A 23,774-nucleotide genomic window follows, 5' to 3' on the forward strand; every position below is an offset into this window, starting at 1 on the left:
TGACAGCTCACGAAGGATGACGGCCCAGGCTCACAACTCGCGGGTCCCCGCCCGCGGGTGACGGCTCGTCGGTGACACCCGCCCGCGGCCTCCGTCATTCGCGCGAACACTGCAATCCGAGCAGGGGGAGCATGTGCAGGACGTAGCGACGCAGGCAGCCCCCACCCTCCGCGGCGGGCCGCAGCACACGGCCGGGATCCGGCTGACCGGGCCCGCCCCGACCGGGGAGCCCGCCGCCCGCCACCACGTGCCGCACGAGCCCGTGGACGTGTGCGAGGCAGGCCGGGCGCTGTACCTGCGCGCCCTTCAGGAACGCCGGGTTCCCGCCAAAGCCGCCGCCGCGACCCCGTGCCTCATCGACACCGGGCTCCTCCACCCCGACCCCGACGACGCCGGCTGGCTGCGCCCCACCCCGGCCGCGGTCGCCCTCCCCCGGCTCCTGGAGGACATCGAGGGCCGCGTCGCCCGCCAGCGCGGCCGGGCGACCCGGCTCGCCGCCTCCTTCGAGCCGTTCCTGCGGCTCGGCGCCGACCGGGCACCGGCCCCCGCGGCGTCGCCGGTCACCGTGCTCAAGGGCGTCCCGCGCATCCGGCTCGCCGTCCGGCAGGCGATGGCCGCCGCGTCCGAGGAGATCCTCGGCATCCAGCCCGCCGACTCCAGGCCGCGGCTCCTTCCGCACAACGAGCCCTGGCGCCTCGCGGAGTTCGCCGAGCGCGGCGGGCGCGTGCGGGTGCTCTCGCTGCCGCGCACGGCCGACGACGCGCTGCCCGGACTGCGGCAGCCCGGACCCGCGCGGCCCACCGGCCGTGAGGTCCGCGCGCTCGACGAACTCCCGCCCTGCCTCCTCGTCTTCGACCGGGACGTCGCCTTCATCCCCGCCGTCGAGGACGGCTCGGTCGCCTTCGAGCTGCGCTCCACCGCCCTCGTCAGCTATCTCTCGACGGCCTTCGACATCCTGTGGCGCCTGGCCACGCCCCTGTACCGCGACGAGAACCCGCCCCCGCCCACACAGGACGTCAGCGACGTCCAGCGCGCCATCGCGCACCTCCTCACCGAGGGCCACACCGACGCGGAGGTCGCCCGGCACCTGGACATGAACGTCCGCACGGTCCGGCTGCACGTGGCCAGGCTCGCCACCCTCCTCGGCAGCCGCAGCCGCACCCAACTCGGCTATCTCATCGGCCGCTCGGGCCTGGTCGAGCACCACCAGTAGGCGCCCCGCGCCCGCCGTCGTCGGCTGTCTGGTCGCGCTCTTCGAGAGGCTGTGGCGCCTCGCCACGCCGATGTTCCCGCACCCGGCGGCGCCGCAGCCCGCCAGGGACGGCGTCACCGCCCGGCAGCGGGCCATCGCCGAACTCCTCGTCGAGGGCCTGACGGACGCCGAGATCGCCGACCGGCTCGGCATGAACGTGCGGACCGTACGCGTCCGCATCGCGAAGCTCACCAGCACCTTGGGCAGCAGCAACCGCACGCAACTCGGATTCCTCATCAGTCGCTCAGGAATCCTGCGACCCGGACACCCCATGTGAATCACGATCGTCCGTATTTGCTGCCACTTGCACCCACCTCCGCCCCTTGCACCGCAACAAGTTGACGGTAGCGGAGCGTGGGCGGGCCGTTGCATCGTGGTGACGGCGGCAGGGAGCGGCCAGAGCCCTCTCAGGTACTGGAACCGACCGCTTCCCGCAGCCGAGTGACTCTGTCGTGGTCTCCCCCCGCAGGGTCACGCTTCCCTAAGGGGTTGCCCCGGTCCGGCTACGCCCCGTGGCCGACCGGGGCGCTCGCACTTCGGGGGGAGTGAGCGCCCCGTCCCACGGGCAGCCCGGGCGGGCTGCTCAGGCGTGGGCCGCGTTGTCGTCGGCCCACTCCTGCAGCAGTCGCTCCCGCTCGTCCCTGCGGGGCGAGCCGCCCTCGTGCGCGCGGCCCCACGCGGCCATCGCGGCCAGCGTGGTCATGAGCGTGGCGGCGCCCTCGGTGAGGCGGGCGAGCAGGGCGCGCGAGAGGTCGTACTCCTTCTGGGAGTAGCCCGCGGCCGCGGCGACGTACGCCGTCAACTCGATCTCCTCGTCGGCCGTTGCGACGCACACCGTCATCGTCGGCGCGTCGTCACCGCCGCCGAGGCCCATCGTGAGCGCCATGTCGACGACGGCGCCCACCTGCCGCTTGAGGGAGCGCACGGGCACGTCCTCGACGGTGAGCTCCTGGACGTCGTCCCACAGCCACAGGCCGGACTGGCCGTGCCCGATGCCGGCGATGCCCTCGGGCGTCAGGCGCACACCGGGGGCGAGCCCGGCCGGTTTCGAACCCACGTACACATCGCCCTCGGCGATCCAGAACAGCCCCACCATGGCCATGGTCTTCCAGCTCCCCCTGTGCCGAGCACAGCGCTTGATTCGATCGCGCGGTCGGGTGAGACGGGCTGGTCAGGGGCGCCCCGCGCCCGGCCCGCGGTCCTCGCGCCGCGCTCTGCCCACTATAAGGAGGCACGCGAGAGGGCCGGGAGTTCCCGAGGGAGCTCCCGGCCCCGACAGAGCACGGTGCGCACGCCGGCGCGCGTCACGCCTCCGGCGACCTCTTCGGCCGCCACACCACGAGCGCGCTGGTCTGCTGGACGTCCTGGTACGGCACGAGGTCACGGCGGTAGGAGGCGTGCACCGCGGCCTCGCGCTGCTGCATCGCCGCCGTGGCGCCCTCGACGGCCGCCGACAGCTCGGCCACCCGGGACTGCAGCGCCGCGACCTGGTTCTCCAGCTCGATGATGCGCTTGATGCCCGCGAGGTTGATGCCCTCTTCCTGCGACAACTGCTGGACGGTGCGCAGCAGTTCGATGTCGCGGGCGGAGTACCTGCGGCCCCGGCCCGCGGTGCGGTCGGGCGAGACCAGGCCCAGGCGGTCGTACTGCCTGAGGGTCTGCGGGTGCAGGCCGGAGAGCTGGGCCGCCACCGAGATGACGTACACCGGGGTCTCGTCCGTCAGTTGATACGGGTTGCGTCGGCGGCCGTCCCGCTCCATGAGGTCACGCTCCCTTCGCGGCCTTGAACAGTTCTGCCCGCGGATCGGTGTCCGCAGTCGCCTTCCGGTACGCCTCCAGCGCTTCCTGCGCCGCGGGCGTCAGCTGGGTCGGCACGGCGACCTCGACGGTCACCAGGAGGTCCCCTCGGGTGCCGTCCTTGCGGACCGCGCCCTTGCCGCGGGCGCGCATGGTGCGGCCGTTGGGCGTGCCGGGGGGCAGCTTCAGGGTGACGGGCGGGCCGCCGAGCGTCGGCACCTTGACCTCGCCGCCGAGCGCCGCTTCCGCGTACGTCACCGGCACGGTCACCGTCAGGTTGTCGCCCTTGCGGCCGAAGACCGGGTGGGCGTCCACGTGGACGACCACGTACAGATCACCGGCGGGGCCGCCGCGCTCGCCCGGGGCGCCCTTGCCGCGCAGGCGGATGCGCTGGCCGTCGCTGACGCCCGGCGGGATGCGGACCTGCATGGTCCGCGAGGACTTGGCGCGGCCGCTGCCGTGGCAGACCTCGCAGGGGTCCTGCGCGATCAGGCCGCGGCCCTTGCAGTCCACGCACGGGTCGGTCAGCGAGAAGCCGCCACCGCCGCCGCGCGAGACCTGTCCCGTGCCCACGCACGTCGGGCAGACGCGCGGGGTGCCGTTCTTGTCGCCCGTGCCCGAGCAGGCCTTGCACGGGGCCTGGGAGGACATGCGCAGCGGAACCGTCGCGCCGTCCACCGCCTCCGTGAAGCTCAGCGTGACCTCGGACTCGATGTCCTGGCCGCGGCGCGGCTGGGTCCGCGTGCCCGCGGTCGCGCCGCCGCGGTTGAACAAGCCCCCGAAGACGTCACCGAGGCCGCCCCCGAATCCGCCGGCGCCCGTCGTCCCGCCCCCACCAGGGGCGCCGCCTCCGAAGAGGTCGCCCAGGTCGAAGTTGAACGATCCGCCGCCGGGGCCTCCGGGGCCCGGCCTGAATCCTCCGCCGTTGCCGAAGAGCGCGCGGGCCTCGTCGTACTCCTTGCGCTTCTTGGGGTCGCCGAGGACGTCGTTCGCCTCGGAGATCTCCTTGAAGCGCTCCTCGGCCTTGGCGTTGCCCTTGTTGGCGTCCGGGTGGTTCTCGCGAGCCAGCTTCCGGTACGCCTTCTTGATCTCGGCTTCGGTGGCGTCCTTGGGGACGCCGAGGACCTTGTAGTAGTCCTTCTCGATGAAGTCCTTGGTGCTCATCCCCGACGTCCCTCCTTCCCTGTCATCCGGCGGGCCCCGGCGCCGAGGTCGCCCTCGGCGCCGAAGCCGCCGTCCGTGTCGGCGTCAGCCCTCGTCCGGGCCACCGCTCTCCTTGCCCTTGGCGTCCGTGGTGTCCGCGGCGCCGTCGGCCTTGCCCTCCACGTCCGCGGACGCGCTGTCGTCGCCCTCGGCCGCGCCGGACTCCGCCGTCTCCGGCTTCACCGTCTGCGCGCCGGGCTGCGGCTCGGCCACCGCCACGCGCGCGGGGCGCACGACGCGCTCGCCGATGCGATACCCCGGCTGGAGGATCGCGACGCACGTCGTCTCCGTGACGTCCGGTGCGTAGCTGTGCATCAGCGCTTCGTGGATCGTCGGGTCGAAGGGCTCGCCCTCCTTGCCGAACTGCTGCAGACCCATCTTGGCGACGACGGTCTCCAGCGCCTCGGCGACGGACTTGAAGCCGCCGACGAGTTCGCCGTGTTCCCTCGCCCGGCCGATGTCGTCGAGCGTGGGGAGCAGTTCCGTCAGGAGGTTCGCCGCGGCGATCTCCTTGACCGTCACCTTGTCCCGCTCCACCCGGCGGCGGTAGTTCTGATACTCGGCCTGCAGCCGCTGGAGATCCGCGGTGCGCTCGGTGAGCGCGGTGCGGACCTGGTCCAGCTGGGCGGTCAGGCCCGCGATCTGGCTTGCGTCCCCGGCCGGGGCCGCCGGGCCCTCCTCGGTGGAGGGCCCGTCGGCCTGCGGCGCCTTCTCTTCAGGGGTGGCGCCGGAGGGGACGTCGGGCTGCTCGGCGTTCTCGCCGAAGCCCGGGGTCTCCTCCGTCATCAGGCAGCGCCGCCCTTCGCGTCACCGGGCTTCTCGTCGTCGACGATCTCGGCGTCCACGACGTCGTCTTCCTTGGACATGTTCGGGGCCTCGGCACCCGGAGCGGCACCCTCGGGGCCGCCCGCGGCCTGCGCGGCCTGGGCGTCGGCGTACATGGCCTGGCCCAGCTTCTGGGAGACGGCGGCGACCTTCTCGGCGGCCGTGCGGATCTCGGCCGTGTCCTCGCCCTTGAGCTTCTCCTTCAGCTCGCCGACGGCTTCCTCGACCTCGGTCTTGACGTCGCCGGGGACCTTGTCCTCGTTGTCCTTGAGGAACTTCTCGGTCTGGTAGACCAGCTGCTCGCCCTGGTTGCGGGTCTCGGCGGCCTCGCGGCGCGACTGGTCCTCCTCGGCGTACTTCTCGGCCTCTTCGCGCATCCGGTTGACCTCGTCCTTCGGCAGCGAGGAGCCACCGGTGACGGTCATCTTCTGCTCCTTGCCCGTGCCGAGGTCCTTCGCGGTCACGTGCATGATGCCGTTGGCGTCGATGTCGAAGGCGACCTCGATCTGCGGGACGCCGCGGGGCGCCGGGGGCAGACCGGTCAGCTCGAACATGCCGAGCTTCTTGTTGTACGCCGCGATCTCGCGCTCGCCCTGGTAGACCTGGATCTGCACGGACGGCTGGTTGTCCTCCGCCGTCGTGAAGATCTCGGAGCGCTTCGTCGGGATCGTGGTGTTGCGCTCGATCAGCTTGGTCATGATGCCGCCCTTGGTCTCGATGCCGAGGGACAGCGGGGTGACGTCGAGGAGCAGGACGTCCTTGACCTCGCCCTTGAGGACACCGGCCTGGAGGGCGGCGCCGATGGCGACGACCTCGTCCGGGTTCACGCCCTTGTTGGCGTCCTTGCCGCCGGTCAGCTCCTTGACGAGCTCGGCGACGGCGGGCATGCGGGTGGAGCCACCGACGAGGACGACGTGGTCGATCTCGGAGAGCTGGATGCCCGCGTCCTTGATGACGTTGTGGAACGGCGTCTTGCAGCGCTCCAGGAGGTCGGACGTGAGCTGCTGGAACTGGGCGCGGGTGAGCTTCTCGTCCAGGTGCAGGGGGCCCTCGGCGGACGCCGTGATGTACGGCAGGTTGATCGTGGTCTCCGTGGAGGAGGACAGCTCGATCTTCGCCTTCTCGGCGGCCTCGCGCAGGCGCTGGAGCGCCATCTTGTCCTTGGAGAGGTCCACGCCGTGGCCGTTGTTGAACTGCTTGACCAGGTAGTCGACGACGCGCTGGTCCCAGTCGTCGCCACCGAGGTGGTTGTCGCCGTTGGTGGCCTTCACCTCGACGACGCCGTCGCCGATCTCCAGGAGGGACACGTCGAAGGTGCCGCCACCGAGGTCGAAGACGAGGATCGTCTGGTCGTCCTTGTCGAGGCCGTAGGCCAGGGCGGCCGCGGTCGGCTCGTTCACGATGCGCAGGACGTTCAGGCCCGCGATCTCGCCGGCCTCCTTGGTGGCCTGGCGCTCGGAGTCGTTGAAGTACGCCGGGACGGTGATCACGGCGTCCGTGACCTTCTCGCCCAGGTACGACTCGGCGTCGCGCTTCAGCTTCTGCAGGATGAACGCGCTGATCTGCTGCGGGTTGAAGTTCTTGTCGTCGATGCCGACCTTCCAGTCAGTGCCCATGTGGCGCTTGACGGAGCGGATGGTCCTGTCGACGTTGGTGACTGCCTGGCGCTTCGCAACCTCGCCGACCAGCACTTCACCGTTCTTCGCGAAGGCGACGACGGACGGCGTGGTCCTGGCACCCTCGGCGTTGGTGATGACGGTGGGCTCGCCGCCCTCCAGAACGCTGACGACGGAGTTAGTCGTGCCCAGGTCGATGCCGACCGCACGTGCCATTTCAATGCCTCCAGATAACTTCTTGAGTGGAACTGGCTCAAGGATGCATCAGGGGTTGCCCCGAGTCAACAGACCTGAGCCGGGGCGACTCAACTCTTATCTTCCGCTTACGCGCAACCCGGGGGCTCGTGCGGGGAGACGCCGCACAGGGCGGCCGCGGTTGCCCGGCGAACCCACGCGGCCGTACGGAAAGGTCACCGCCCGAGGCGCGCGGCAAGGGCAGCCTGAGCGACGCAGATCACCGCCTGGCTGGCTACAGTGCGGCGATGTAAGTGGGTAGTCTCAGACGGACTGCATAAGTTACCGCTTAGTAATACGTTGGATTGCCCACCCTCGCAGGCCCGAGGAGCCCCGAAATGCAACTCGCCGCGATCATCGTGTCGCTGGTCCTCATCGCAGTCGGCGTCGCCCTGTTCGGCCGTGCCATCCTGCAGATCTACCAGTTCATGCGGCTCGGTCAGCCCGTGCCCGCGGGAACGAGGACCGACGCGCCCGCCGAGCGCACCCTCACGGTGGCCAAGGAGTTCCTCGGCCACACCCGCATGAACCGGTGGGGCGTCGTCGGTGTGGCGCACTGGTTCGTCGCGGTGGGCTTCTTCTCACTGCTCCTGACGATCGTCAACGCCGTCGGCCAGCTCTTCAAGGCCGACTGGATGCTGCCGATCATCGGTGACTGGGCGCCGTACAACATGTTCGTCGAGTTCCTCGGCACCATGACCGTGCTCGGCATCCTGACCCTGATCGTCGTCCGGCAGCTGAGCCGCCCCGACCGGCCGGGCCGCAAGTCCCGGTTCGCGGGCTCCAACACCGGTCAGGCCTACTTCGTCGAGACCGTCATCCTCATCGTCGGCGTCTGCATCTTCATGCTGCACGCCCTGGAGGGCGCCCAGCACCACGTGGACGGCTACGAGGCCTCGTTCTTCATCTCGTACCCGTTCGTCTCGTGGTTCGGGGGCATGGACGTCTCCACGCTCCAGAACCTCACGTACTTCTTCGCCGGCCTGAAGATCGCGACCTCCTTCATCTGGATGATCACGGTCGCCCTGAAGACCGACATGGGCGTCGCCTGGCACCGCTTCCTGGCCTTCCCCAACATCTGGTTCAAGCGCGAGGCCGACGGCTCCACCGCCCTCGGCGAGCTGCTTCCCATGACGTCCGGCGGCAAGGAGATCGACTGGGAGGACCCGGACGAGGACACCGTCTTCGGCGTCAGCCAGGTCGAGCAGTTCTCCTGGAAGGGCCTGCTCGACTTCTCCACCTGCACCGAGTGCGGCCGCTGCCAGTCGCAGTGCCCCGCCTGGAACACCGGCAAGCCGCTCTCCCCGAAGCTGCTGATCATGTCGCTGCGGGACCACGCGCACGCCAAGGCGCCCTACCTGCTCGCGGGTGGCGGCAAGTCCATGGAGGGCGAGGAGAAGGCCTCGGCCGAGCAGCTCGCCGACGTCCCCGCCGCCGCCCTCGCCGAGGCCGAGCGCCCCCTCATCGGCACCCTCGAAGAGAACGGCGTCATCGACCCCGACGTCCTGTGGTCCTGCACCACCTGCGGCGCCTGCGTCGAGCAGTGCCCGGTGGACATCGAGCACATCGACCACATCGTCGACATGCGCCGCTACCAGGTCATGATCGAGTCCGCCTTCCCGTCCGAGGCGGGCACGATGCTCAAGAACCTGGAGAAGAAGGGCAACCCCTGGGGCCTCGCCAAGAAGCAGCGCGTGGAGTGGACCAAGGAGGTCGACTTCGAGGTCCCGATCGTCGGCAAGGACGTCGAGGACCTCACCGAGGTCGACTACCTGTACTGGGTCGGCTGCGCGGGCGCCCTGGAGGACCGGGCCAAGAAGACCACCAAGGCCTTCGCGGAGCTCCTGCACATGGCGGGCGTCAAGTTCGCGATCATGGGCGGCGACGAGAAGTGCACCGGTGACTCGGCCCGCCGCCTCGGCAACGAGCCGCTGTTCCAGCAGCTGGGCGCCGAGAACGTCGCGATGCTGAACATGGCGTACGGCGAGGACGACGACGATCCGGAGACCAAGAAGCCGAAGTCGGCGAAGAAGATCGTCGCCACCTGCCCGCACTGCTTCAACACGATCGCCAACGAGTATCCGCAGCTCGGCGGCGAGTTCGAGGTCATCCACCACACGCAGCTGCTCCAGCACCTCATCGACGAGGGCAAGCTGATCCCGGTCACGCCGGTCGAGGGCCTCATCACCTACCACGACCCCTGCTACCTGGGCCGTCACAACAAGGTCTACACGCCGCCGCGCGAGATCATGGACAAGGTCCCGGGCCTGCGCCAGCAGGAGATGCACCGCCACAAGGAGCGCGGCTTCTGCTGCGGTGCCGGCGGCGCGCGGATGTGGATGGAAGAGCGGATCGGCAAGCGCATCAACACGGAGCGCGTGGACGAGGCTCTCAGCCTCAACCCCGACATCGTGTCGACGGCCTGCCCGTTCTGCCTCGTGATGCTGACCGACTCCGTCAACGGCAAGAAGAACGATGGCAAGGCCAAGGAGTCGCTCCAGGTCGTGGACGTCGCCCAGCTCCTGCTCGACTCCGTGAAGACGCCGGTGGACCCGGCGGGCGAGGAGGAGTCGGCGGACGCGCCGGAACCGGAGCCGGTGAAGTAGCCAACCAGGACAGGTTCTGTCCTGGACTCGGACAGGTTCTGTCCTGGACTGTGTGTGGGGAGGGGCCGGTTTCGCCTGGGGGCGGGACCGGCCCCTCGTCGTTCGTGTAAACCTGTGGTGCGGCTGATGCTGTCGTGAGCATGAAGAAGCCATCGGGTGACGCAGGGGTGGGTGCGGCATGAAGGGTTCCGGAAGACGTCTGCTGGCCGTCGTCGTGGGCGGCGTCCTGGTTCTCGCGGGCTGCGGGGGCGGTGGAGGCGGCGACAAGTCCCCCTCCCGTCCGGCGGCCGCCGACCTCGCGGGCAAGAGCGCACCCCACCAGCCCGTCCCGCGCGGCAAGGGCAGCAAGGTCGACGACGACTTCAACGGCGACGGCGCCAGGGACCTCGTGCTCGACGCGCTCGCCCATCGCGGGCACGGCGACGACCCCGGCATCGGCGTCGTCTACGGCAGCCGGCGCGGACTGGTCCCGGGCGCCCGCCAATTGCTCACCGCGCGCGCCAACGGCGCCCGTACGAAGGGCCGGTTGCCCGCCGCCTTCGAGTCCGAGGCGTCCTGCGACCTGAACGAGGACGGCTTCACCGACCTCGTCGTGTCGACGGACCCGCCCTACGACGGCCAGGGCCGGCCCCCCGTCCCCCTCCAGCTCCTCTTCGGCTCCCCCGCGGGCCTCACCGGCAAGGCCGTGAAGCTCCAGGTGCCCGCGCGGGCCCGCCTCGGAAACGACTGGGCGGACCAGCCGGTGTGCGGCGACTTCGACGGCGACGGAGCCCACGACCTCGTCCTCCACGCCAGCGGCTCCCACCTCACGTACCTGCGCGGCCCCTTCACCCGCAAGGGAGCCCCGCGCGCGGCGGGCAAGCCGATCACCGCCCCCGGAAACGACCTGGCCACCGGCGCGCCCGCCGTCGACGTGAACGACGACGGCTACGACGACCTGGTCGTCCGCGAGGAGGCCCGCGCCTCCAAGGGCAGCCTCGTCCTCGGCGGCCCCAAGGGCCCCACCCGCACCGGCGTGCTCTTCCCCGCCTCGACCGACGTGGCGTTCGGCGCCTTCGGCCGCGCCAAGGGCACGGACGCGGCGCTCGCGGCTCCGGGCGGCATCGCCCTGCGCTACGACGTGCCGGGCACCGCCCGAGCCGAGATCGACGTGCGGAACGCCACCGTGTCCGCGGGCGACCTCGACGGCGACGGCCGCAGCGAGCTGGTCGTGGGCGGGAGCGGGCCCGGCGAGGTGTGGGTGTACCGGGGCCGCGCGTCCGGCCTCGCGGCCAACGCGACGGCGACGATCGTGCCCACCCGGGGCCGGGACGGGGCCGTCCAGGTCCTCAAGGTCGCCGACTTCGACGGCGACCGACGGGCCGACCTGGTCGTGCGGACGGCCTGGGGGCAGGGGCGGGACCGGGTGGAGGTGTATCCCGGCAGGGCCGGGGCGGACGGGCCGGTGTCCCGGAAGCCGGAGGTCACGTTCTCCACGGCGGGCTTCAGGTAGTCGCCGGGTGCGCGGCCCGACGGGCGCGCAGGGAGGTGTTCCTGGCCGTCTTCCACGCCTCGCGCAGGCGGGTGCCCGGGGCGCAGCCGCCCCCGCTCTGACAGGGGAGGCATCCGTGCAGGTGGCTCACGTAGGCGGTGTACGCCTCCGCGGCCCGCGCGTCGAGTGGGGCAACGCCGGTGCTCGTGCCGACGACCAGCGCGCCCTCCGGCGGTTCCTCCTCAGTCATCGCGTACCGCCCCTCGCCGGATCACTTCGGCCAGGCGCGCCGCCACGTCCGAGCGCACCCTCCCCAGCTCGACGAGCCGCAGTTGAGGTGAGGCGGGGTCGCCCCTGAGCGAGGGCAGCACGATGCCGGCATCAGTCAGCGCCGCTCTCAAGGTCTCCACCGCAGCCTGCGGGTCGACGTCGTTGCGTTCCTTCGTTGCCATGAACGGGACGCTAGAAGGCGGGAGTTGGACAGCGGTACGCTGTTTTCTCGAGTTTGCTCGCTGCCCGCCCGAGATTGCTGAGGTTTTCTCACGCACCGTGCCTGACCCCGTGGATCGGGGGCGAGAGCCCGGCCATGCTGATGGATCAAGACTCCTGGAAGGGAGAGCGTCCATGGCTCGTCAGTTGCGCTTCACCGGCACGGACAGCAAGGTCGACGGTTGCCCCGCCCTGCACACGGACGAGGGCACCGGGCAGATCATCGTTCAGGGCACACCCGTCACCGACCCGGAAGACCTGAGGCAGCTCAAGCATCTCGGAGCCGACGAGGCAGCGGTGGCCGTGCCGCGCGAACTGCTCGTGAACTGGGGGCCGAAGGAGATGGAGCGGGTGCCGGAACTCGTCGACCGAGCCACCTTCCGCCGTCTGTTCGAGTCATTCCAACACACGGCTTGGCGACTGGAGACGCGACGCGGTTACGCATCGGATCGCGAAGACCCCGACTTTCAGGAGTTCTTGGCCACCGGCTCCGCACCCTGCGACCCCGATGAGCACTGGTTCGTCAACATCAAGGCCCAGACCGAGGCAGGCAAGCGTGTCGGCCGCGTGCGGGTCGCCGACCGCCCGATGACCACCGAGCAGCGGTTCTTGCTCGACTACGCCCGGCACAACGCGGCGGTTGGCGAGGACATCCGGTATCTGTGGCGGGAGGACGCGGCCGACCTGCCCGCCGAAGACTTCTGGATCTTCGACTCGCGCCTGGTCGCGCTGCTGCACTTCGATGACGCCGACGAGATCGTGAACATCGAGCTGATCACCGAACCGGCCGAGGTCGTCCGGTACGCGGCGATGCACCACGCCGTGCCCTTCGACCAGTTCGCCCCGGCCGAATGACGCGTGACCGGTGAGCACTGACTACCAGCGAGCCAGGGCGGCCCTGGGGACGCGACTGCGCGAACTCCGGTTCACCTGCCCTGGTGGTCGGCTCACCGGTCAGCAGCTCGCCCAGCGGCTCGGCTGGCCCGGTTCCAAGGTCAGCAAGCTGGAGAACGGCAGGCAGACGGCCACCCCCGAGGATCTGAGGGCGTGGGCCGACGCGACCGGGCAGCCGGGTGTGTACGCCGAGCTTGCCGCCCGCCTTGCGGGGTTCGAGTTCCACATCCGCTCATGGCGTCGCGCGCTGGCGAACGGCTTCAAGCCGCTGCACGAGGGGCTGAGCGCCGAGATCGACCGCACCTCGGACATGTGGATCTGGGAAGAGTCCGTGATCGCCGGGCTGTTGCAGACCCCCGAGTACGCGCGCCACGTCATCCGGCGCTTTGCCGAGCTGCTGGGCGGAGCCGGCGACATCGAGGCCGCCGTGCGTTCCCGGGCACAGCGGCAGGAGTGGCTGTACCGGCCCGGTCGCACGCTGCACGTCCTGATGTGGGAAGCCGCGTTACGGTCGATGATCTGTCCGCCCTCGGTGCTGGCCGCGCAGCTCGACCGCCTTACCGGGGTGCTCGGGATGGACACCGTGGAGCTCGGCATCGTCCCGTTCACGGCCCCTGTGAGGATCGCGCCCGCCAACGGCTTCTGGGTCCTTGATGACCGGCTCGTGGTCACGGAGGACTGGCACGCCGAGATGTGGTTGGACGACGCCGACAACATCGCCTTGTACGGGAAGATCTGGAAGACCCTCAGCGAGTCGGCCGTGTACGGGGCCGACGCCCACAACGTCATCAACGCGGCGCGGCGTGCCCTGAACCCTCAGTGACCCGAGCGACGGGGTCCCGTTCTCCACAGCGGGGTTCGGGTGATCGCCGGGTGTGCTGCGCGGCGGGCCCGCAGGGAGGTATTCCTGGCCGTCTTCCATGCGTCGCTCAGTCGGGTGCCGATGGGGCAGCTGCCGCTTACGTCCCCGTCCTGGCACGGTTGGCAGCCGTGCAGGTGACCCACGTAGGCGGCGTAGGCCTCCGCGGCCAGCGCGTCCAGCTCGGCGACGCTCACGGTTCGACCGCCCTCAGGGTCTCGGCCGTCAGGAGCAGCGCGGCCAGGTGCGCGGGGTCGCACAGGTCGCCCGGGGCGCCGGGTGGGACCACCCACCGAGTGAGGGTCGACACCGGCTGCCCCAGGCGCGGGACGCCGAGGAAGGTGTGGGTGCTGAGCCGCTCCTCGGCCCCGTTCCAGGGGGAGTCCGGGGCGATGAGGACGTAGTACGGGCCGGGGGCGCCGCGGGTGTCGCGGATCACGGGGCCCGCGAGCCAGTCGCGCAGGAACGCGGCCACCGTGCGGGGGTCGTCGCTGTGGACGGCGGCGTGGATCCGGGCGGCGGGCACGCGGACGGCGTCGAAGCGGAGGCCCAGGGGGAGGAGGGCGACGCCGCGCTCGGCCCAGGCGGCGTGGACGGTGGCGGGGTGGGGGTCGGCGCTCGCGAGCCAGGCGCTGATCCGGTGTGCGTCGTGGCGGAGCATGGGCGTGGAGGGCCCCGGGGGCGGGGGGATTCGGGTCACATGGGGGACGGTAGGCGCGCCCGGGCCCTGCAAGGGGGAAGGCCCGTACCCCCTCGCCGAGGGGTAGCGTTCCTACCCCCTGCGTGATCAGACAGGCACGCCTAGTTCCCGCGCCAGCCCTTCCGCGTCCTCACGCACCATCTGCGGCCCCGACGTCACGAGACCCGGCAGTGCCGACCGTGTGTAGAGGTTGAACTGGATGGTCTCCGGGGACTCCCGGTGGGCGCGTTGCAGGTACGACACGACGGCAGCGCCCTCGTTGCGCAGGCCGTGCGCCCGCGCTGTCTCGATGAGGTGGTACGAACGGCGGGTGGCCGAGGGGATCCCGCGCAGGTTGACGGCGTCCGCGACCTCCAGCGCCTTGCCCGGTTGCACCAGGTCGTTGTGCATGGTGATGGCGTATCCGTCGACGACGCCCCGCCCGAAGATCAGCCACGGGTGCGCGTAGTCGTCGCCGAGCCTGCGCGCGGCCGCGTCGGCCTTGTCCCAGTACCGCCACGCGTCGCCCGCCTGCCCCGTCTTGGCGTAGGACAGGGCCACCGCCAGGTACAGCAGACCACGGCGGGCGATGCACTCCGGGTCGTCCGTGTCCGGCAGCAGGGCGACGGCCTGCTCGGCGAGTTCGACGCGCGCCTCGGCCGCCTCGCCCGCGTCGCGGTGGACGTGGTTGACGTACCAGGCTGCGGCGGCGATGGCGCGCGGGCTGTCGGCGTCCTGCGCCGCCGTCATCGCCCGATCGCCGGTGAGCATGATCAGGTCTGGGGCGGGCTGGAAGGACAGGAACAGCTGTGCCAGGTGGTACGCCTCGGCCTGTGCCATCAGCGCCTTGCGGCGGTCCGCACCCTCAAGGGTCCGGGCGGCGTGCCGGGTGTCGGCGAGCAGGGCGGGCAGCAGCCGTCCGATGCGGGTGCGGTTGCCCTCGCCGGATTCGATGCGGCCTGCGGGCCGCTCAGCCGCGTGCCACAGCTTCCACGCCTGCCGCAGCCTGGCAGCGAGCACCTCGACCGGCTCGGCCGGTCGGGCGGCGGCAGCCAACTGGGGCTTGTTCAAGGCGTCCTTGACGACGGGCAGTTGCCGGTGCTCGGCCTTGGTGAAACTTGCGGCGGCGATGCGGTCGTCCCCGGTCAGCTCCGCGATGTCCTCGACCCCGAGGACCTGCGCGAGCCGCAGCAACTTGGGCAGCCGGGGCATGGCGATGGTGCCCCGCTCGACGGCCTTCACCCATTCCTCGGAGTGTCCCATCACGTCCGCGACGTATGCGCGTGTTCTGCCCGTACGGGTCCGCGCGCGCTGGACGCGCTGACCGAAGGTGAGCTGACGTACCTCACCGGTGTCGGGAGTATCGGTCATACCGGCGCCTCCGTTCAGGGCTCGACTCTCCGAACGTACCCCTGAAGACCCCACCCGTACGCAAGAAGTCTGGCCCCTCAGGCGCCCAGCAAGCCGATCCCCATGGCCAGTTCGGCCGCGCGGTGCCGTCGGCCCGCCTGTTTCGACTCCGTCTCCTCCAGAATGATGCGGCGCGCGTAGCCGTTGTAGCGGATCGTCTCCGGTGCGGCCTCGTACGCCTTCTGCAGCGTGGCGATCGCCACGTCCGGCTGCCCGTCGAGCTGGAAGCCACGGGCCTCCTCGATCCGGTGCCGGGCCCGGCGCGGACGCGACTTGATGACGGCCTTGTCCGCGCGGGCCGCCTGGCGCACCGACTCGCCGCCCTGGCGCAGTTCGACCGCCACGGTGACAGCGTGCGCGCCCATGATGGCCCGGCTGAAGCTGGTAACGGGGTGGAAGTAGTCCGTCGGCAGCCGGGCCGCCATGTCCTTCGCCTTGTCCCAGTGCCGCCACGCCGTACCGGTGTCGCGGCGCCGGGCCGCGGTGTACCCGAGCTCGAACTCCAGGGCGCCCGCGATGGCGAGTACGTCGTCGTCGGCGTCGGGCAGGAGGGGTTCGAGGAAGCGGATCGCTTCGAGGTTGACGGTGTCGGCGGCGTCGAAGTGCCGGGGCCCGGTGTCGCGGTGGGCCTGCGCCAGGAGCCAGGCGGCCACGCCGATGGCGTGCGGGTCGCCCGAGTCCTGCGCGGCGACCATCCCGCGCTCCGCGACCCGCCACAGCAGGGCGGCGTCGGGCTGGTAGGCGAGGAAGAACTGCGACAGCGAGTACGTCTCGGCGAGGCGGGCCTGGGCCGCCCGGCGCTCGGCGGCCGTCTCGGCGTGCCGCGCGATCGCCCGCGCGTCGCGGATCAGGTCGGGCAGCAACTTGCCGATGGCCTCACGGTGGTTGGGCGACTGGTGCCGTGCCTTCCAGGCCACGTAGAGACGGGCTTCCAGGTGCGCGACGGGGGGCGGCTCCACGACCGCCGCCAGGGCGAAGTCGTCGACGGCCGCCTGGACGGCGGCGAGGCGGGGATGGCCGGGCCCGGCGAACAGATCCACGTGCGCGTCCGCGCGACCGGTCAGCTCGGCCAGGTCGCGTACGCGCAGCGCCTCGGCGATGCGCAGCACCATGTCGAGCGCGGGGGCCCGCTGCTGACCGTTCTCGATCTTGCGGAGGGTGTGCACCGACACCCCGATGAAGTCCGCGAGTTGGGCGCGGGTCATGCCACGGCGCTCGCGGAGGATCTGCACGCGCTGACCGAAGCGCAGCGGGTCGGCGTACGGGTCCGGAGTGTCACCTGAGGACATCACGGCCTGCCCCTCTCTGAACGGCTCACCACCGCCAGCGTATGGGGCGGGGCCGACCCACGTGAGGCTTCCTCGGACTCCGGGCGCGCGCGGGACCCCCCACAAGCCCCGCCTCGCACAACCTTTCCCTCCCCCCACCGGTCACACCCCCGGAACCCCACACCACCGTTCACCCGAGGTCCACCCCCTGGTGACCCCCCGTGAACCCACGAGCCCGGGAGCCCCACGTGCGCGCAAGAAGCCTGGCCGTCGCGGTCACCGCCGCAGCCCTCGCCGCCGGAGGGCTCACCCTGCCCCTGGCCGGGACGGCCACCGCGGCCCCGGCCGCCCTCAAGGACGACTACAACGGGGACGGCTACCGCGACCTCGCGGTGGGCGCGCCGAACGGCAACTCGGTGACGGTGACGTTCGGTTCGGCCTCGGGCGTGAAGCCGGGCCGGGGCACGACCGTCACGCAGAACACCGCCGGGGTCCCCGGCACCACCGAGCCCGGCGACGAGTTCGGCGAGAACGTCACCAGCGGCGACGTGAACAGCGACGGCTACGCCGACCTGATCGTGGGCGCCCCCGGCGAGAAGGTGGCGGGCAAGCCCGACGGCACGGTCACGATCGTCTGGGGCGGCAGGAACGGCTTCAAGACGGGCGGCAAGACCCTCACCGCGCCCAGCGCCGACGACCACCGCTTCGGCGAGGCCGCCAGCTTCGTCGACATCGACGGCGACGAGGTGGCCAACCTCGCGGTGATCAGCGGCGGCCACTGGTGGTACTACGCCGACGGCATCCCGCGGGACGGCCGCGCGATCCCGCTCGAAGTCGACTTCCTGCCCAAGGACGTCCGCCTGGACGACATGGTCGCGGGCCACTTCACGAACAAGGACGGCTACACCTACGTCCTCGCGGGCGAGCGCGCGGACGGCGGCGCCTACACCGCGTACATGAAGGGCGGCGCCGGTGACCTCGGCTACTGGTCGGGCGTCCTGGCCGAGGGCGACGACCGGACGGCGACGCGCGGCCCGCTCGCCGGGGGCGACGTCAACGGCGACGGCTACGACGACCTGATCACCGGCAACCCGCGTGCGGGCAAGGGCGGTTCGGTCAGCGTGCGCCTCGGCGCGGACTCCAAGATGGGCGCGCCCGCGACGTACACGCAGGACAGCGCGGGCGTGCCCGGCGCGGACGAGGCGGGCGACGGCTTCGGCGCGGCGGTGGCCGCGGGCGACGTGACCGGCGACGGCCGCGCGGACGTGGCGGTGGGGGCACCCGGGGAGCAGGTCGGAACCGTTCCGGGCACGGGGAGCGTGACCCTGTTCAAGGGCTCGGCGAACGGCCTGACCGGTGGCAGGTCCTGGCACCAGGAGACGACGGGCGTCCCTGGAGTCGCCGAGAAGAACGACCGGTTCGGGTCGTCCGTGCGCCTGAAGGACATCAACAAGAACGGCAGGGCCGACCTGGCGATCGGCGCGCGCGGCGAAGACATCGGCAGTTCGGCGGACGCGGGCGCCGTGTGGGTGCTTCGCGGTACGACCACGGGCGCCACGACGTCGTACGCGACCTCTTTCAACGGCGCGGACTTCGGCGCGGGCGGGGCCGGAAGGGGCTTCGGCGAGACGCTGCGCTGAGTACGACCGCCACTGACCTTCACCTCACCTACGTACAACGCTGGTTGGAGCTACCTTGCGCAAGAAGACTCTCTCCGCCGCCGTGCTGTGCGCGGCGACCGTACTCAGTGTCGCGGGCCTGTCCGCGACCCCCTCCGTCGCGGCCGAGCCCGCGCCGAAGCCCACGTCGGACTTCAACGGCGACGGCTACGCGGACCTCGCGGTCGGCGTCCCCGGCGCCACGGTCGGCGGCAAGGCCAGGGCGGGCTACGTGAACGTGGTCTGGGGCGGCAAGAAGGGCCTGGGCGGCCACGGTTCGACGACCGTCAGCCAGGGCAGCCCCGGGGTTCCCGGCACCGTGGAGAAGGACGACGGCTTCGGGTCCGCGGTGGCGACCGGCGACATGAACGGCGACGGCCTCACGGACATCGTCGTCGGCACGCCCGGCGAGGACAACTCGGCGGGAGGCGCGGCGGGCACCCTCACCGTCCTCTGGGGCGCCAGGTCCGGCATCAAGGGCGGCTTCACGGCCGCCAACGGCCGTTACGCGGACAACCAGATCGGCCGCATCGTCACCACCGGTGACTACGACGGCGACGGCGACCAGGACATCGCGCTCAGCACGGCGAACGACGAGATCCGCGCGATGGAGATGCGCCCGGGACCGTTCAAGACCGGGTCCCCCGCGGCCCTGAAGCGCGTCGACAGCTGGCGCTTCAGCGGTCCCCGCGCGGTGACGTCCGGCGACTTCGACGCGGACGGCCGCGACGACCTCGCGGTGACGTACGGGGGCACGGAGATCGCGGGCACGGCGGTGTACGGCACGGAGTCCGGGGCGTGGCAGCGGACCTGGCGCACCGGCGACACCGCGACGGCCCTCGCCACCGGTGACTTCGACGGCGACGGCACCGCCGACCTCGCCCTCGGGCAGGTCCAGCCCAACCCCGAGGCCGAGGAGGGCGACCACGGCTACTGCGAGGACCGCCTCGGCGGTGCCATCGCCACCGTGTACGGCAAGTCCGGCACCACGCTCGGCGGCGACGTGTCCTGCACGACCCAGAACACGCCTCGCGTCGACGGCAACTCCGAGGCCGAGGACAACTTCGGCGCGGCGCTCGCCGTGGGCGACGTGGACCGCGAGGACGGCGACGAGCTGATCGCGGGCGCGAGTGCCGAGGCGGTCGGCAGCGACCAGGCCGCAGGCGCGTACTGGATCCTGGAGTCCACCGGCACCGGCAAGGAGTTCTACGGCAGCGGCGTCAACCAGACCTCCCCGGGTGTTCCCGGTGCGGCCGAGGCGGGCGACCGCTTCGGCGCGGCGATCGCCGTGGACGACTACAACGGCGACGCCTACCCCGACTCGGCCGTCGCCGCCCCCGGTGAGAACGCCTCGTCCGGCGGGGTCTGGTACGGGACGCCGAAGGACCGGCCCGCGCCGCAGGTGTCGGTGACGCCGGCCAGGCTCGGTCTCGCGGGGGCGCGGTCGTACGGGGCGGTCCTGGGCCACTAGCGTCCGCCCCGGCGCTCACGGGCGGGCTCCTCACGGCCACCGCACCGGCGGCAACAGCGGCACCCCGCCCCGAACTCACCACCTCCGACGCGGACTTCGACCACGACGGCCGAGCGGACTTCGCCGCATCGACCTCGGGCACGTACGTCCGCGGAAAGTCCGCGGCGCGGCTCACGGGGCGTCGGCTCACGGAGCGTCGGCTCACGGAGCGTCGGCTCACGGAGCTTCGGGCTCACGGAGCTTCGGGCTCACGGGGCGCCCGCTCCGTGAGCCGCGGACGGGAAGACCTTCTGGACACCGGAGTCGAGCGTGCGCTCCTCCTCCCCTCCGGTGACCATGAGGGCCAGGCCGCCCCGGCCGTCGACTCGTGTGATCTGTCCCCCGTCCGCGGCACCGAGTACCCGCCCGGGGTCCTTCGCCAACCGCTTCCAGGAGTGGCCGCCCGGCGCGAGGGTGTAGTGGGCGGGCGCGCGGCCGGTGTCGACAGTGCACGTCGCGGCGTCGGCCCCCTGCTCAGGCCGGTAGACCACGTGGGCCGTGCCGTCGGGGTCGTACCAGGTCTCGTGGACCCGCCATCCGGCGCCGGGGCCGGCCAGCGGGACCCGCGCGCCGGAGGTGACGTCGAGCCCCGCCATCGGATAGGCCCCCTCACCGCACGAGCCGTACGGAGGCTGTCCCGTGGGCGGGTCGAAGACGGCCCTGCGGCCGTCAGGGCTCACGGCCCAGACGCCGCTGGAGTAGCCGAGCTGGGGCAGCTCCTTGATCTGCCGGGCCTTGGTGGTCGAATCGAGCCGGAACAGGAAGGACCGCTGGCCGACGTCGCCCACGAGGGACACCGCGTAGGTCTGGAGCCGGTCGCCCTTCCAGGTGTTCAGGAGACGGGTGTTGGGCGGTCCGTCGTGCGCCGGACCGACCGGGATCTCGGCCAGGTCGTGGCTCTCCGGCTCCCCGCCGTCGGCGGGGTGGTGGCGTACGTCGTTGCCGCTGGAGACGAGTTCGCCGCCCACGAAAGCGATCGTGCACCCGTAGCACGTCCACGAGCGCTGCTTGCCGGTCTTCAGGTCGCGCAGCTTGATCACCGTGTCGTCCGCGAGGGCTTCTCCGGGAGCGCTGTTCACCTCCACCCACGCCACCCGGGTGGCGTCCTCGGACCAGACGACCTCGCCCGGTCCGACCCGCTCGCCCAGCGTCGCGAGGACCTGGGGCTTGCCGTCCGGCTCGGTGAGGACCTTGACCTGCGTCCGCGTCGTCCAGGCCAGCGGCCGGAACGCGACGGTCGGCGCGGGCGAGCCCGTCAGCTCGGCGCACCGCCTGCGGGCGGCCTCGTCCTTGGGGCTGGTCGTGGTGGCGCACACATGGCGGTCGCCGTCGGCGGTGACCGAGCAGGACTTCGCCTGCGGGCCCTCGTCGCAGCCCCAGTACACGAGGCTGACCCCTGCGGGGAGGGGCTGCGCGGGGTCCACGGAAACCGGCCCGGACTCGCCCTTCTTCGACTTCACGACCCTCGTGCAGTCCGTCGCGCCGTCCGCCACCGAGCAGGTGCCGTCGGGCTCACCCGGCATGGTCGCCTCCAGGACGCGGGTCGCCACGGTCACCCTGACCGGAACGGTGTCCGCGCCCGCCTGCTGGCTGAGGACGACCCCGCCCGCCGTCACCGACGCCGCCAGGCCGCCGCCGATGACCACCTTGGCCGTCACGCTCATGCCGGTCTTGGCGGCGACTCCGGTGCCGGTCTTGGCGGCCAGGCCGCCCTTCGCGGCGACCGCCGCCGAGCCGGGGTCGACAGGAGGGACGGGCGGCGGGGCCGCCGAGGACACCACCTGGGATGTCACCTCGTGCCCGAGGTCACCGATGGAGCCCGGGTCACCCGCCGAACCCAAGTCCCCCGCCGAACCCGGATCGCCCAGGGAGCCCTGCTCGCCGGAGGCCACGGCGTCGCCACCGGAGCCGGTGACGTCGGGCTGCTGTGCCCCGCCCTCCTGCGGAGCAGCCGAGTCCGCCCCGCCGGCGGGACCTTCCCCGCACGACTGCGCGGCGTCGGCGGCGGCGTCCGCGTGGTCGGTGCTGCCCAGCTCACGCCAGTACGCGGCGGCCGCGGCGAAGGCGGCCGCCGCCAGCAGGCGCTTGCCGGTGACCAGTTTGCGGACGCCGTCCTCGTGCGTCAGGTAGGCCAGGACGTCCCGCAGGCCCGCGCGTTCGGCGGCCTCGATGCCGCGCTCCAGGACCCGGCCCCAGACGCCGGTGCGCAGGGAGCAGGCGAGGGCGGGGGAGGCGGCGCGCGCGAGGCGGGCGGCCTCCGCCGGGCGCCCGGCCTGGCCGGCGGCGTCGACGACGGCTGTGATCAGCGGCGCGTCCTGTGCCACAGCCGCGGGCTCCGTACGCGTGGCGGACACCCAGTGCGTCAGTCGCACGGCGAGCGCCGCCAGTTCCGCGGGGCCGGGCCGCAGGCCCGCGAGCCGCCGCCCGCCGATCTCCGGCGCGAGCCGGTGGCCCCGCTCGGTCGGCACGACGACACCCCGGGCCGCGAGCCGGTCGCAGACCGCGGCGACCCCGGTGACGCCGCCGAGGAGCGTACTCAGCAGCCGTGTGCTCACCCCGCCGTCCCGGGCGACGGCGAGGATCTCGACGACGTCGCGCTCGGCGCCCGTCAGCGCGGCCAGCAACTGGGGCAGCAGCCCGTCGAGTTCGACGGCGGGTCTGAGCCTGTCCGAGGCCGCGGCGCGCAACAGCGGCAGCGGGGCGCCCCCGGTGGCGCGCCACAGCTCCTCGGCCACCGCTTCCTCGGCCGCCTCCAGCGGGCGGCCGAGTCCCTGGGACAGCAGGGTCAGGGCGTCCTCGTGGCCGAGGCCGCCCAGGGGCAGGGCCCGGCCCTTGCCGAGCAGGGTGCGCTGCCCGCCCGCGTACAGCAGCACCGAGGACGGGAGCGCGTCGAGCACCGCGTCCAGGTCCGCCGCCTCGGCCTCCAGGTCGTCGAGGACGACGGTGACCGTGACGGCGGCCATGAGGCGGCGCAGCTCGGTGGCGGAGGGACGGTATCCGGGGGCGTCGTAGCAGGCTTCGAAGACGTCCTGGAGCACGTCACCCGCGTCGCGGCCCGCCGCGTCCACGAACACCACCGCACCGGACGGACCGGACTCGTCGGACGCACCAGGCGCACCGGGCGCACCGGACTCGTCGGACGCACCGGACTCGTCGGCGAGCCGGTGCGCGGCCAGGCGCAGCAGGGTGCTCTTGCCGATGCCGGCCGGGCCGTGCACCTGCCGCACGTCGCCGTCAGCGAGCCCGCGGAGCAGCTCGCCGAGTTCCCGCTCCCTGCCGACGGCCGTACGTGGACGCCGGGGCAGCAGCGACATGTCCTCGCGCGCGACCGGGACCCGCCGCTGCCCCGCCTGGATGACCTGGACGTACGACCGGTCCCCCGAGACGACCACGTTGTTGTCGCCGATGGTGACGTTGCCGCGTACGTCGCTGACCTCTACGGACATCACCCGCCCGGTCATCAGCCCTCGCTCGGTGACGACACCCCGACGCTCTGGATCAGCCCGTCGAACCCGGCGGCCACGTCCTCGCCGGCGGCCTGGACGAGGAGCGCGGCCGTGGGGTGCAGCAGCAGAGCGGTGACGGCTCCGAGCGCGGCCGGGAGCTTCTCCGCGAACCAGGCGCGCACCCGGCCCATGGTCCGCACGTCGGGCTCGTCGTCGGTGACCGCCGCCTCCAACTCCTCCAGGCGGTCCACCGCGGCGCCCTTCTCCCGCTCCCCGGCGCCGTCGAGCCCCTCGATGAACTCCCGCACGCGGGCGAACTCGCCACGCAGCTCCTCCAGTTGCGCCTCCGCCACCCGGGCCGCCGGTTCGGCCGGGGCGTTGACGCTGCCGACGACCGTGTTCCTGCTGCCCGTCGTCGTGTGTCCGGTGACGTTCCGCACCGTCACCTTGTACGTGGTGCCGCCCTTCTCATCCGCCTGGCCCGCCTCGCCCGCGTCTCCCGTGCCGTCATGACTCGCCATCAGAGCGTCCTCCCCCTAGGTGCGCGGCGCACCGGC

19 protein-coding genes and 1 pseudogene are annotated in these 23,774 nt (G+C 72.1%); 8 read left to right on the top strand and 12 right to left on the bottom strand.

What is annotated here, in order from left to right; all coding sequences use genetic code 11:
* Positions 1-133 precede the first annotated feature (133 nt).
* The gene (locus QUY26_RS18335; RefSeq protein ID WP_289947995.1) at positions 134-1,213 is read left to right on the top strand and encodes a LuxR C-terminal-related transcriptional regulator; all 1,080 of its coding nucleotides are present in this window, start codon (positions 134-136) and stop codon (positions 1,211-1,213) included.
* A gap of 10 nt (positions 1,214-1,223) precedes the next feature.
* A pseudogene (locus QUY26_RS18340) lies at positions 1,224-1,529 on the top strand (response regulator transcription factor); the annotation flags it as partial.
* 306 nt (positions 1,530-1,835) lie between these two features.
* Here the strand turns inward: QUY26_RS18340 and QUY26_RS18345 are convergent.
* The 5 genes from QUY26_RS18345 to dnaK all read right to left on the bottom strand — a co-directional run bounded on the left by QUY26_RS18345 (position 1,836) and on the right by dnaK (position 6,909).
* Positions 1,836-2,354 carry a hypothetical protein gene (locus tag QUY26_RS18345; RefSeq protein WP_289947997.1) on the bottom strand — a complete coding sequence of 173 codons (519 nt, stop codon included), beginning with the start codon at positions 2,352-2,354 and terminating at the stop codon, positions 1,836-1,838.
* Positions 2,355-2,556: 202 nt separating this feature from the next.
* Positions 2,557-3,012 (bottom strand): heat shock protein transcriptional repressor HspR, encoded by a 456-nt coding sequence (locus QUY26_RS18350; protein WP_289947999.1) that lies wholly within the window; start codon positions 3,010-3,012, stop codon positions 2,557-2,559.
* 4 nt (positions 3,013-3,016) lie between these two features.
* Positions 3,017-4,213: a molecular chaperone DnaJ gene (dnaJ, locus tag QUY26_RS18355; protein ID WP_289948001.1), complete on the bottom strand. Its 1,197-nt coding sequence runs from the start codon at positions 4,211-4,213 to the stop codon at positions 3,017-3,019.
* 84 nt (positions 4,214-4,297) lie between these two features.
* Positions 4,298-5,038 carry a nucleotide exchange factor GrpE gene (grpE, locus tag QUY26_RS18360; protein WP_289948003.1) on the bottom strand — a complete coding sequence of 247 codons (741 nt, stop codon included), beginning with the start codon at positions 5,036-5,038 and terminating at the stop codon, positions 4,298-4,300.
* A complete protein-coding gene (dnaK, locus tag QUY26_RS18365) occupies positions 5,038-6,909 on the bottom strand; it encodes a molecular chaperone DnaK (RefSeq protein ID WP_289948004.1) in 1,872 nt (623 codons plus the stop codon). Before dnaK ends, grpE begins: the two co-directional genes overlap by 1 nt.
* A 356-nt stretch (positions 6,910-7,265) precedes the next feature.
* On the opposite strand from dnaK, the gene QUY26_RS18370 reads away from it, so the two are divergent.
* On the top strand, positions 7,266-9,533 hold the full coding sequence (locus QUY26_RS18370) for a (Fe-S)-binding protein (RefSeq protein WP_289948006.1): 2,268 nt from the start codon (positions 7,266-7,268) through the stop codon (positions 9,531-9,533).
* Positions 9,534-9,711: 178 nt separating this feature from the next.
* Positions 9,712-11,025, top strand: a complete 1,314-nt coding sequence (locus QUY26_RS18375; RefSeq protein WP_289948009.1) for an FG-GAP repeat domain-containing protein — start codon at positions 9,712-9,714, stop codon at positions 11,023-11,025.
* On the opposite strand, the gene QUY26_RS18380 is transcribed toward QUY26_RS18375, so the two are convergent.
* On the bottom strand, positions 11,018-11,254 hold the full coding sequence (locus QUY26_RS18380; RefSeq protein ID WP_289948011.1) for a hypothetical protein: 237 nt from the start codon (positions 11,252-11,254) through the stop codon (positions 11,018-11,020). The genes QUY26_RS18375 and QUY26_RS18380 overlap by 8 nt on opposite strands.
* A complete protein-coding gene (locus tag QUY26_RS18385; protein WP_289948013.1) occupies positions 11,247-11,456 on the bottom strand; it encodes a hypothetical protein in 210 nt (69 codons plus the stop codon). The genes QUY26_RS18380 and QUY26_RS18385 overlap by 8 nt, the downstream gene beginning before the upstream one ends.
* Positions 11,457-11,628: 172 nt before the next feature.
* On the opposite strand from QUY26_RS18385, the gene QUY26_RS18390 reads away from it, so the two are divergent.
* Positions 11,629-12,348: a DUF6879 family protein gene (locus QUY26_RS18390; protein WP_289948020.1), complete on the top strand. Its 720-nt coding sequence runs from the start codon at positions 11,629-11,631 to the stop codon at positions 12,346-12,348.
* Positions 12,349-12,358: 10 nt separating this feature from the next.
* Positions 12,359-13,210 carry a helix-turn-helix domain-containing protein gene (locus tag QUY26_RS18395; RefSeq protein WP_289948022.1) on the top strand — a complete coding sequence of 284 codons (852 nt, stop codon included), beginning with the start codon at positions 12,359-12,361 and terminating at the stop codon, positions 13,208-13,210.
* A gap of 229 nt (positions 13,211-13,439) precedes the next feature.
* Here QUY26_RS18395 and QUY26_RS18400 read toward each other — a convergent pair whose 3' ends face one another.
* The 3 genes from QUY26_RS18400 to QUY26_RS18410 all read right to left on the bottom strand — a co-directional run bounded on the left by QUY26_RS18400 (position 13,440) and on the right by QUY26_RS18410 (position 16,624).
* Positions 13,440-13,946 carry a hypothetical protein gene (locus QUY26_RS18400; protein WP_289948025.1) on the bottom strand — a complete coding sequence of 169 codons (507 nt, stop codon included), beginning with the start codon at positions 13,944-13,946 and terminating at the stop codon, positions 13,440-13,442.
* 87 nt (positions 13,947-14,033) lie between these two features.
* On the bottom strand, positions 14,034-15,296 hold the full coding sequence (locus tag QUY26_RS18405) for a helix-turn-helix domain-containing protein (protein WP_289948027.1): 1,263 nt from the start codon (positions 15,294-15,296) through the stop codon (positions 14,034-14,036).
* Positions 15,297-15,373: 77 nt separating this feature from the next.
* Positions 15,374-16,624, bottom strand: a complete 1,251-nt coding sequence (locus QUY26_RS18410) for a helix-turn-helix domain-containing protein (protein WP_289948029.1) — start codon at positions 16,622-16,624, stop codon at positions 15,374-15,376.
* 227 nt (positions 16,625-16,851) lie between these two features.
* Here QUY26_RS18410 and QUY26_RS18415 point away from each other — a divergent pair, with 227 nt between their 5' ends.
* Together QUY26_RS18415 and QUY26_RS18420 are read left to right on the top strand one after the other, a co-directional pair.
* Positions 16,852-18,243 (top strand): FG-GAP-like repeat-containing protein, encoded by a 1,392-nt coding sequence (locus tag QUY26_RS18415; RefSeq protein WP_289948032.1) that lies wholly within the window; start codon positions 16,852-16,854, stop codon positions 18,241-18,243.
* A 55-nt stretch (positions 18,244-18,298) separates the two neighbouring features.
* Positions 18,299-19,732, top strand: coding sequence for an FG-GAP-like repeat-containing protein (locus QUY26_RS18420; protein ID WP_289948034.1), 1,434 nt, complete (start codon positions 18,299-18,301; stop codon positions 19,730-19,732).
* A 248-nt stretch (positions 19,733-19,980) separates the two neighbouring features.
* Here the strand turns inward: QUY26_RS18420 and QUY26_RS18425 are convergent, their stop codons facing one another.
* Together QUY26_RS18425 and QUY26_RS18430 are read right to left on the bottom strand one after the other, a co-directional pair.
* The gene (locus tag QUY26_RS18425) at positions 19,981-23,232 is read right to left on the bottom strand and encodes a hypothetical protein (protein ID WP_289948037.1); all 3,252 of its coding nucleotides are present in this window, start codon (positions 23,230-23,232) and stop codon (positions 19,981-19,983) included.
* Positions 23,232-23,738, bottom strand: coding sequence for a hypothetical protein (locus QUY26_RS18430; protein WP_289948038.1), 507 nt, complete (start codon positions 23,736-23,738; stop codon positions 23,232-23,234). The genes QUY26_RS18425 and QUY26_RS18430 overlap by 1 nt, the downstream gene beginning before the upstream one ends.
* Positions 23,739-23,774 lie beyond the last annotated feature (36 nt).

Source organism: Streptomyces flavofungini (assembly GCF_030388665.1).
GTDB classification, from domain to species: domain Bacteria; phylum Actinomycetota; class Actinomycetes; order Streptomycetales; family Streptomycetaceae; genus Streptomyces; species Streptomyces flavofungini_A.

Bases quoted from the DNA above. Each gene is read 5' to 3' on its own strand.
- QUY26_RS18345 (WP_289947997.1), bottom strand. From the start codon at position 2,354: ATGGCCATGGTGGGGCTGTTCTGGATCGCCGAGGGCGATGTGTACGTG.
- QUY26_RS18350 (WP_289947999.1), bottom strand. From the start codon at position 3,012: ATGGAGCGGGACGGCCGCCGACGCAACCCGTATCAACTGACGGACGAG.
- dnaJ (WP_289948001.1), bottom strand. From the start codon at position 4,213: ATGAGCACCAAGGACTTCATCGAGAAGGACTACTACAAGGTCCTCGGC.
- grpE (WP_289948003.1), bottom strand. From the start codon at position 5,038: ATGACGGAGGAGACCCCGGGCTTCGGCGAGAACGCCGAGCAGCCCGAC.
- dnaK (WP_289948004.1), bottom strand. From the start codon at position 6,909: ATGGCACGTGCGGTCGGCATCGACCTGGGCACGACTAACTCCGTCGTC.
- QUY26_RS18370 (WP_289948006.1), top strand. From the start codon at position 7,266: ATGCAACTCGCCGCGATCATCGTGTCGCTGGTCCTCATCGCAGTCGGC.
- QUY26_RS18375 (WP_289948009.1), top strand. From the start codon at position 9,712: ATGAAGGGTTCCGGAAGACGTCTGCTGGCCGTCGTCGTGGGCGGCGTC.
- QUY26_RS18380 (WP_289948011.1), bottom strand. From the start codon at position 11,254: ATGACTGAGGAGGAACCGCCGGAGGGCGCGCTGGTCGTCGGCACGAGC.
- QUY26_RS18385 (WP_289948013.1), bottom strand. From the start codon at position 11,456: ATGGCAACGAAGGAACGCAACGACGTCGACCCGCAGGCTGCGGTGGAG.
- QUY26_RS18390 (WP_289948020.1), top strand. From the start codon at position 11,629: ATGGCTCGTCAGTTGCGCTTCACCGGCACGGACAGCAAGGTCGACGGT.
- QUY26_RS18405 (WP_289948027.1), bottom strand. From the start codon at position 15,296: ATGACCGATACTCCCGACACCGGTGAGGTACGTCAGCTCACCTTCGGT.
- QUY26_RS18410 (WP_289948029.1), bottom strand. From the start codon at position 16,624: ATGTCCTCAGGTGACACTCCGGACCCGTACGCCGACCCGCTGCGCTTC.
- QUY26_RS18425 (WP_289948037.1), bottom strand. From the start codon at position 23,232: ATGACCGGGCGGGTGATGTCCGTAGAGGTCAGCGACGTACGCGGCAAC.
- QUY26_RS18430 (WP_289948038.1), bottom strand. From the start codon at position 23,738: ATGGCGAGTCATGACGGCACGGGAGACGCGGGCGAGGCGGGCCAGGCG.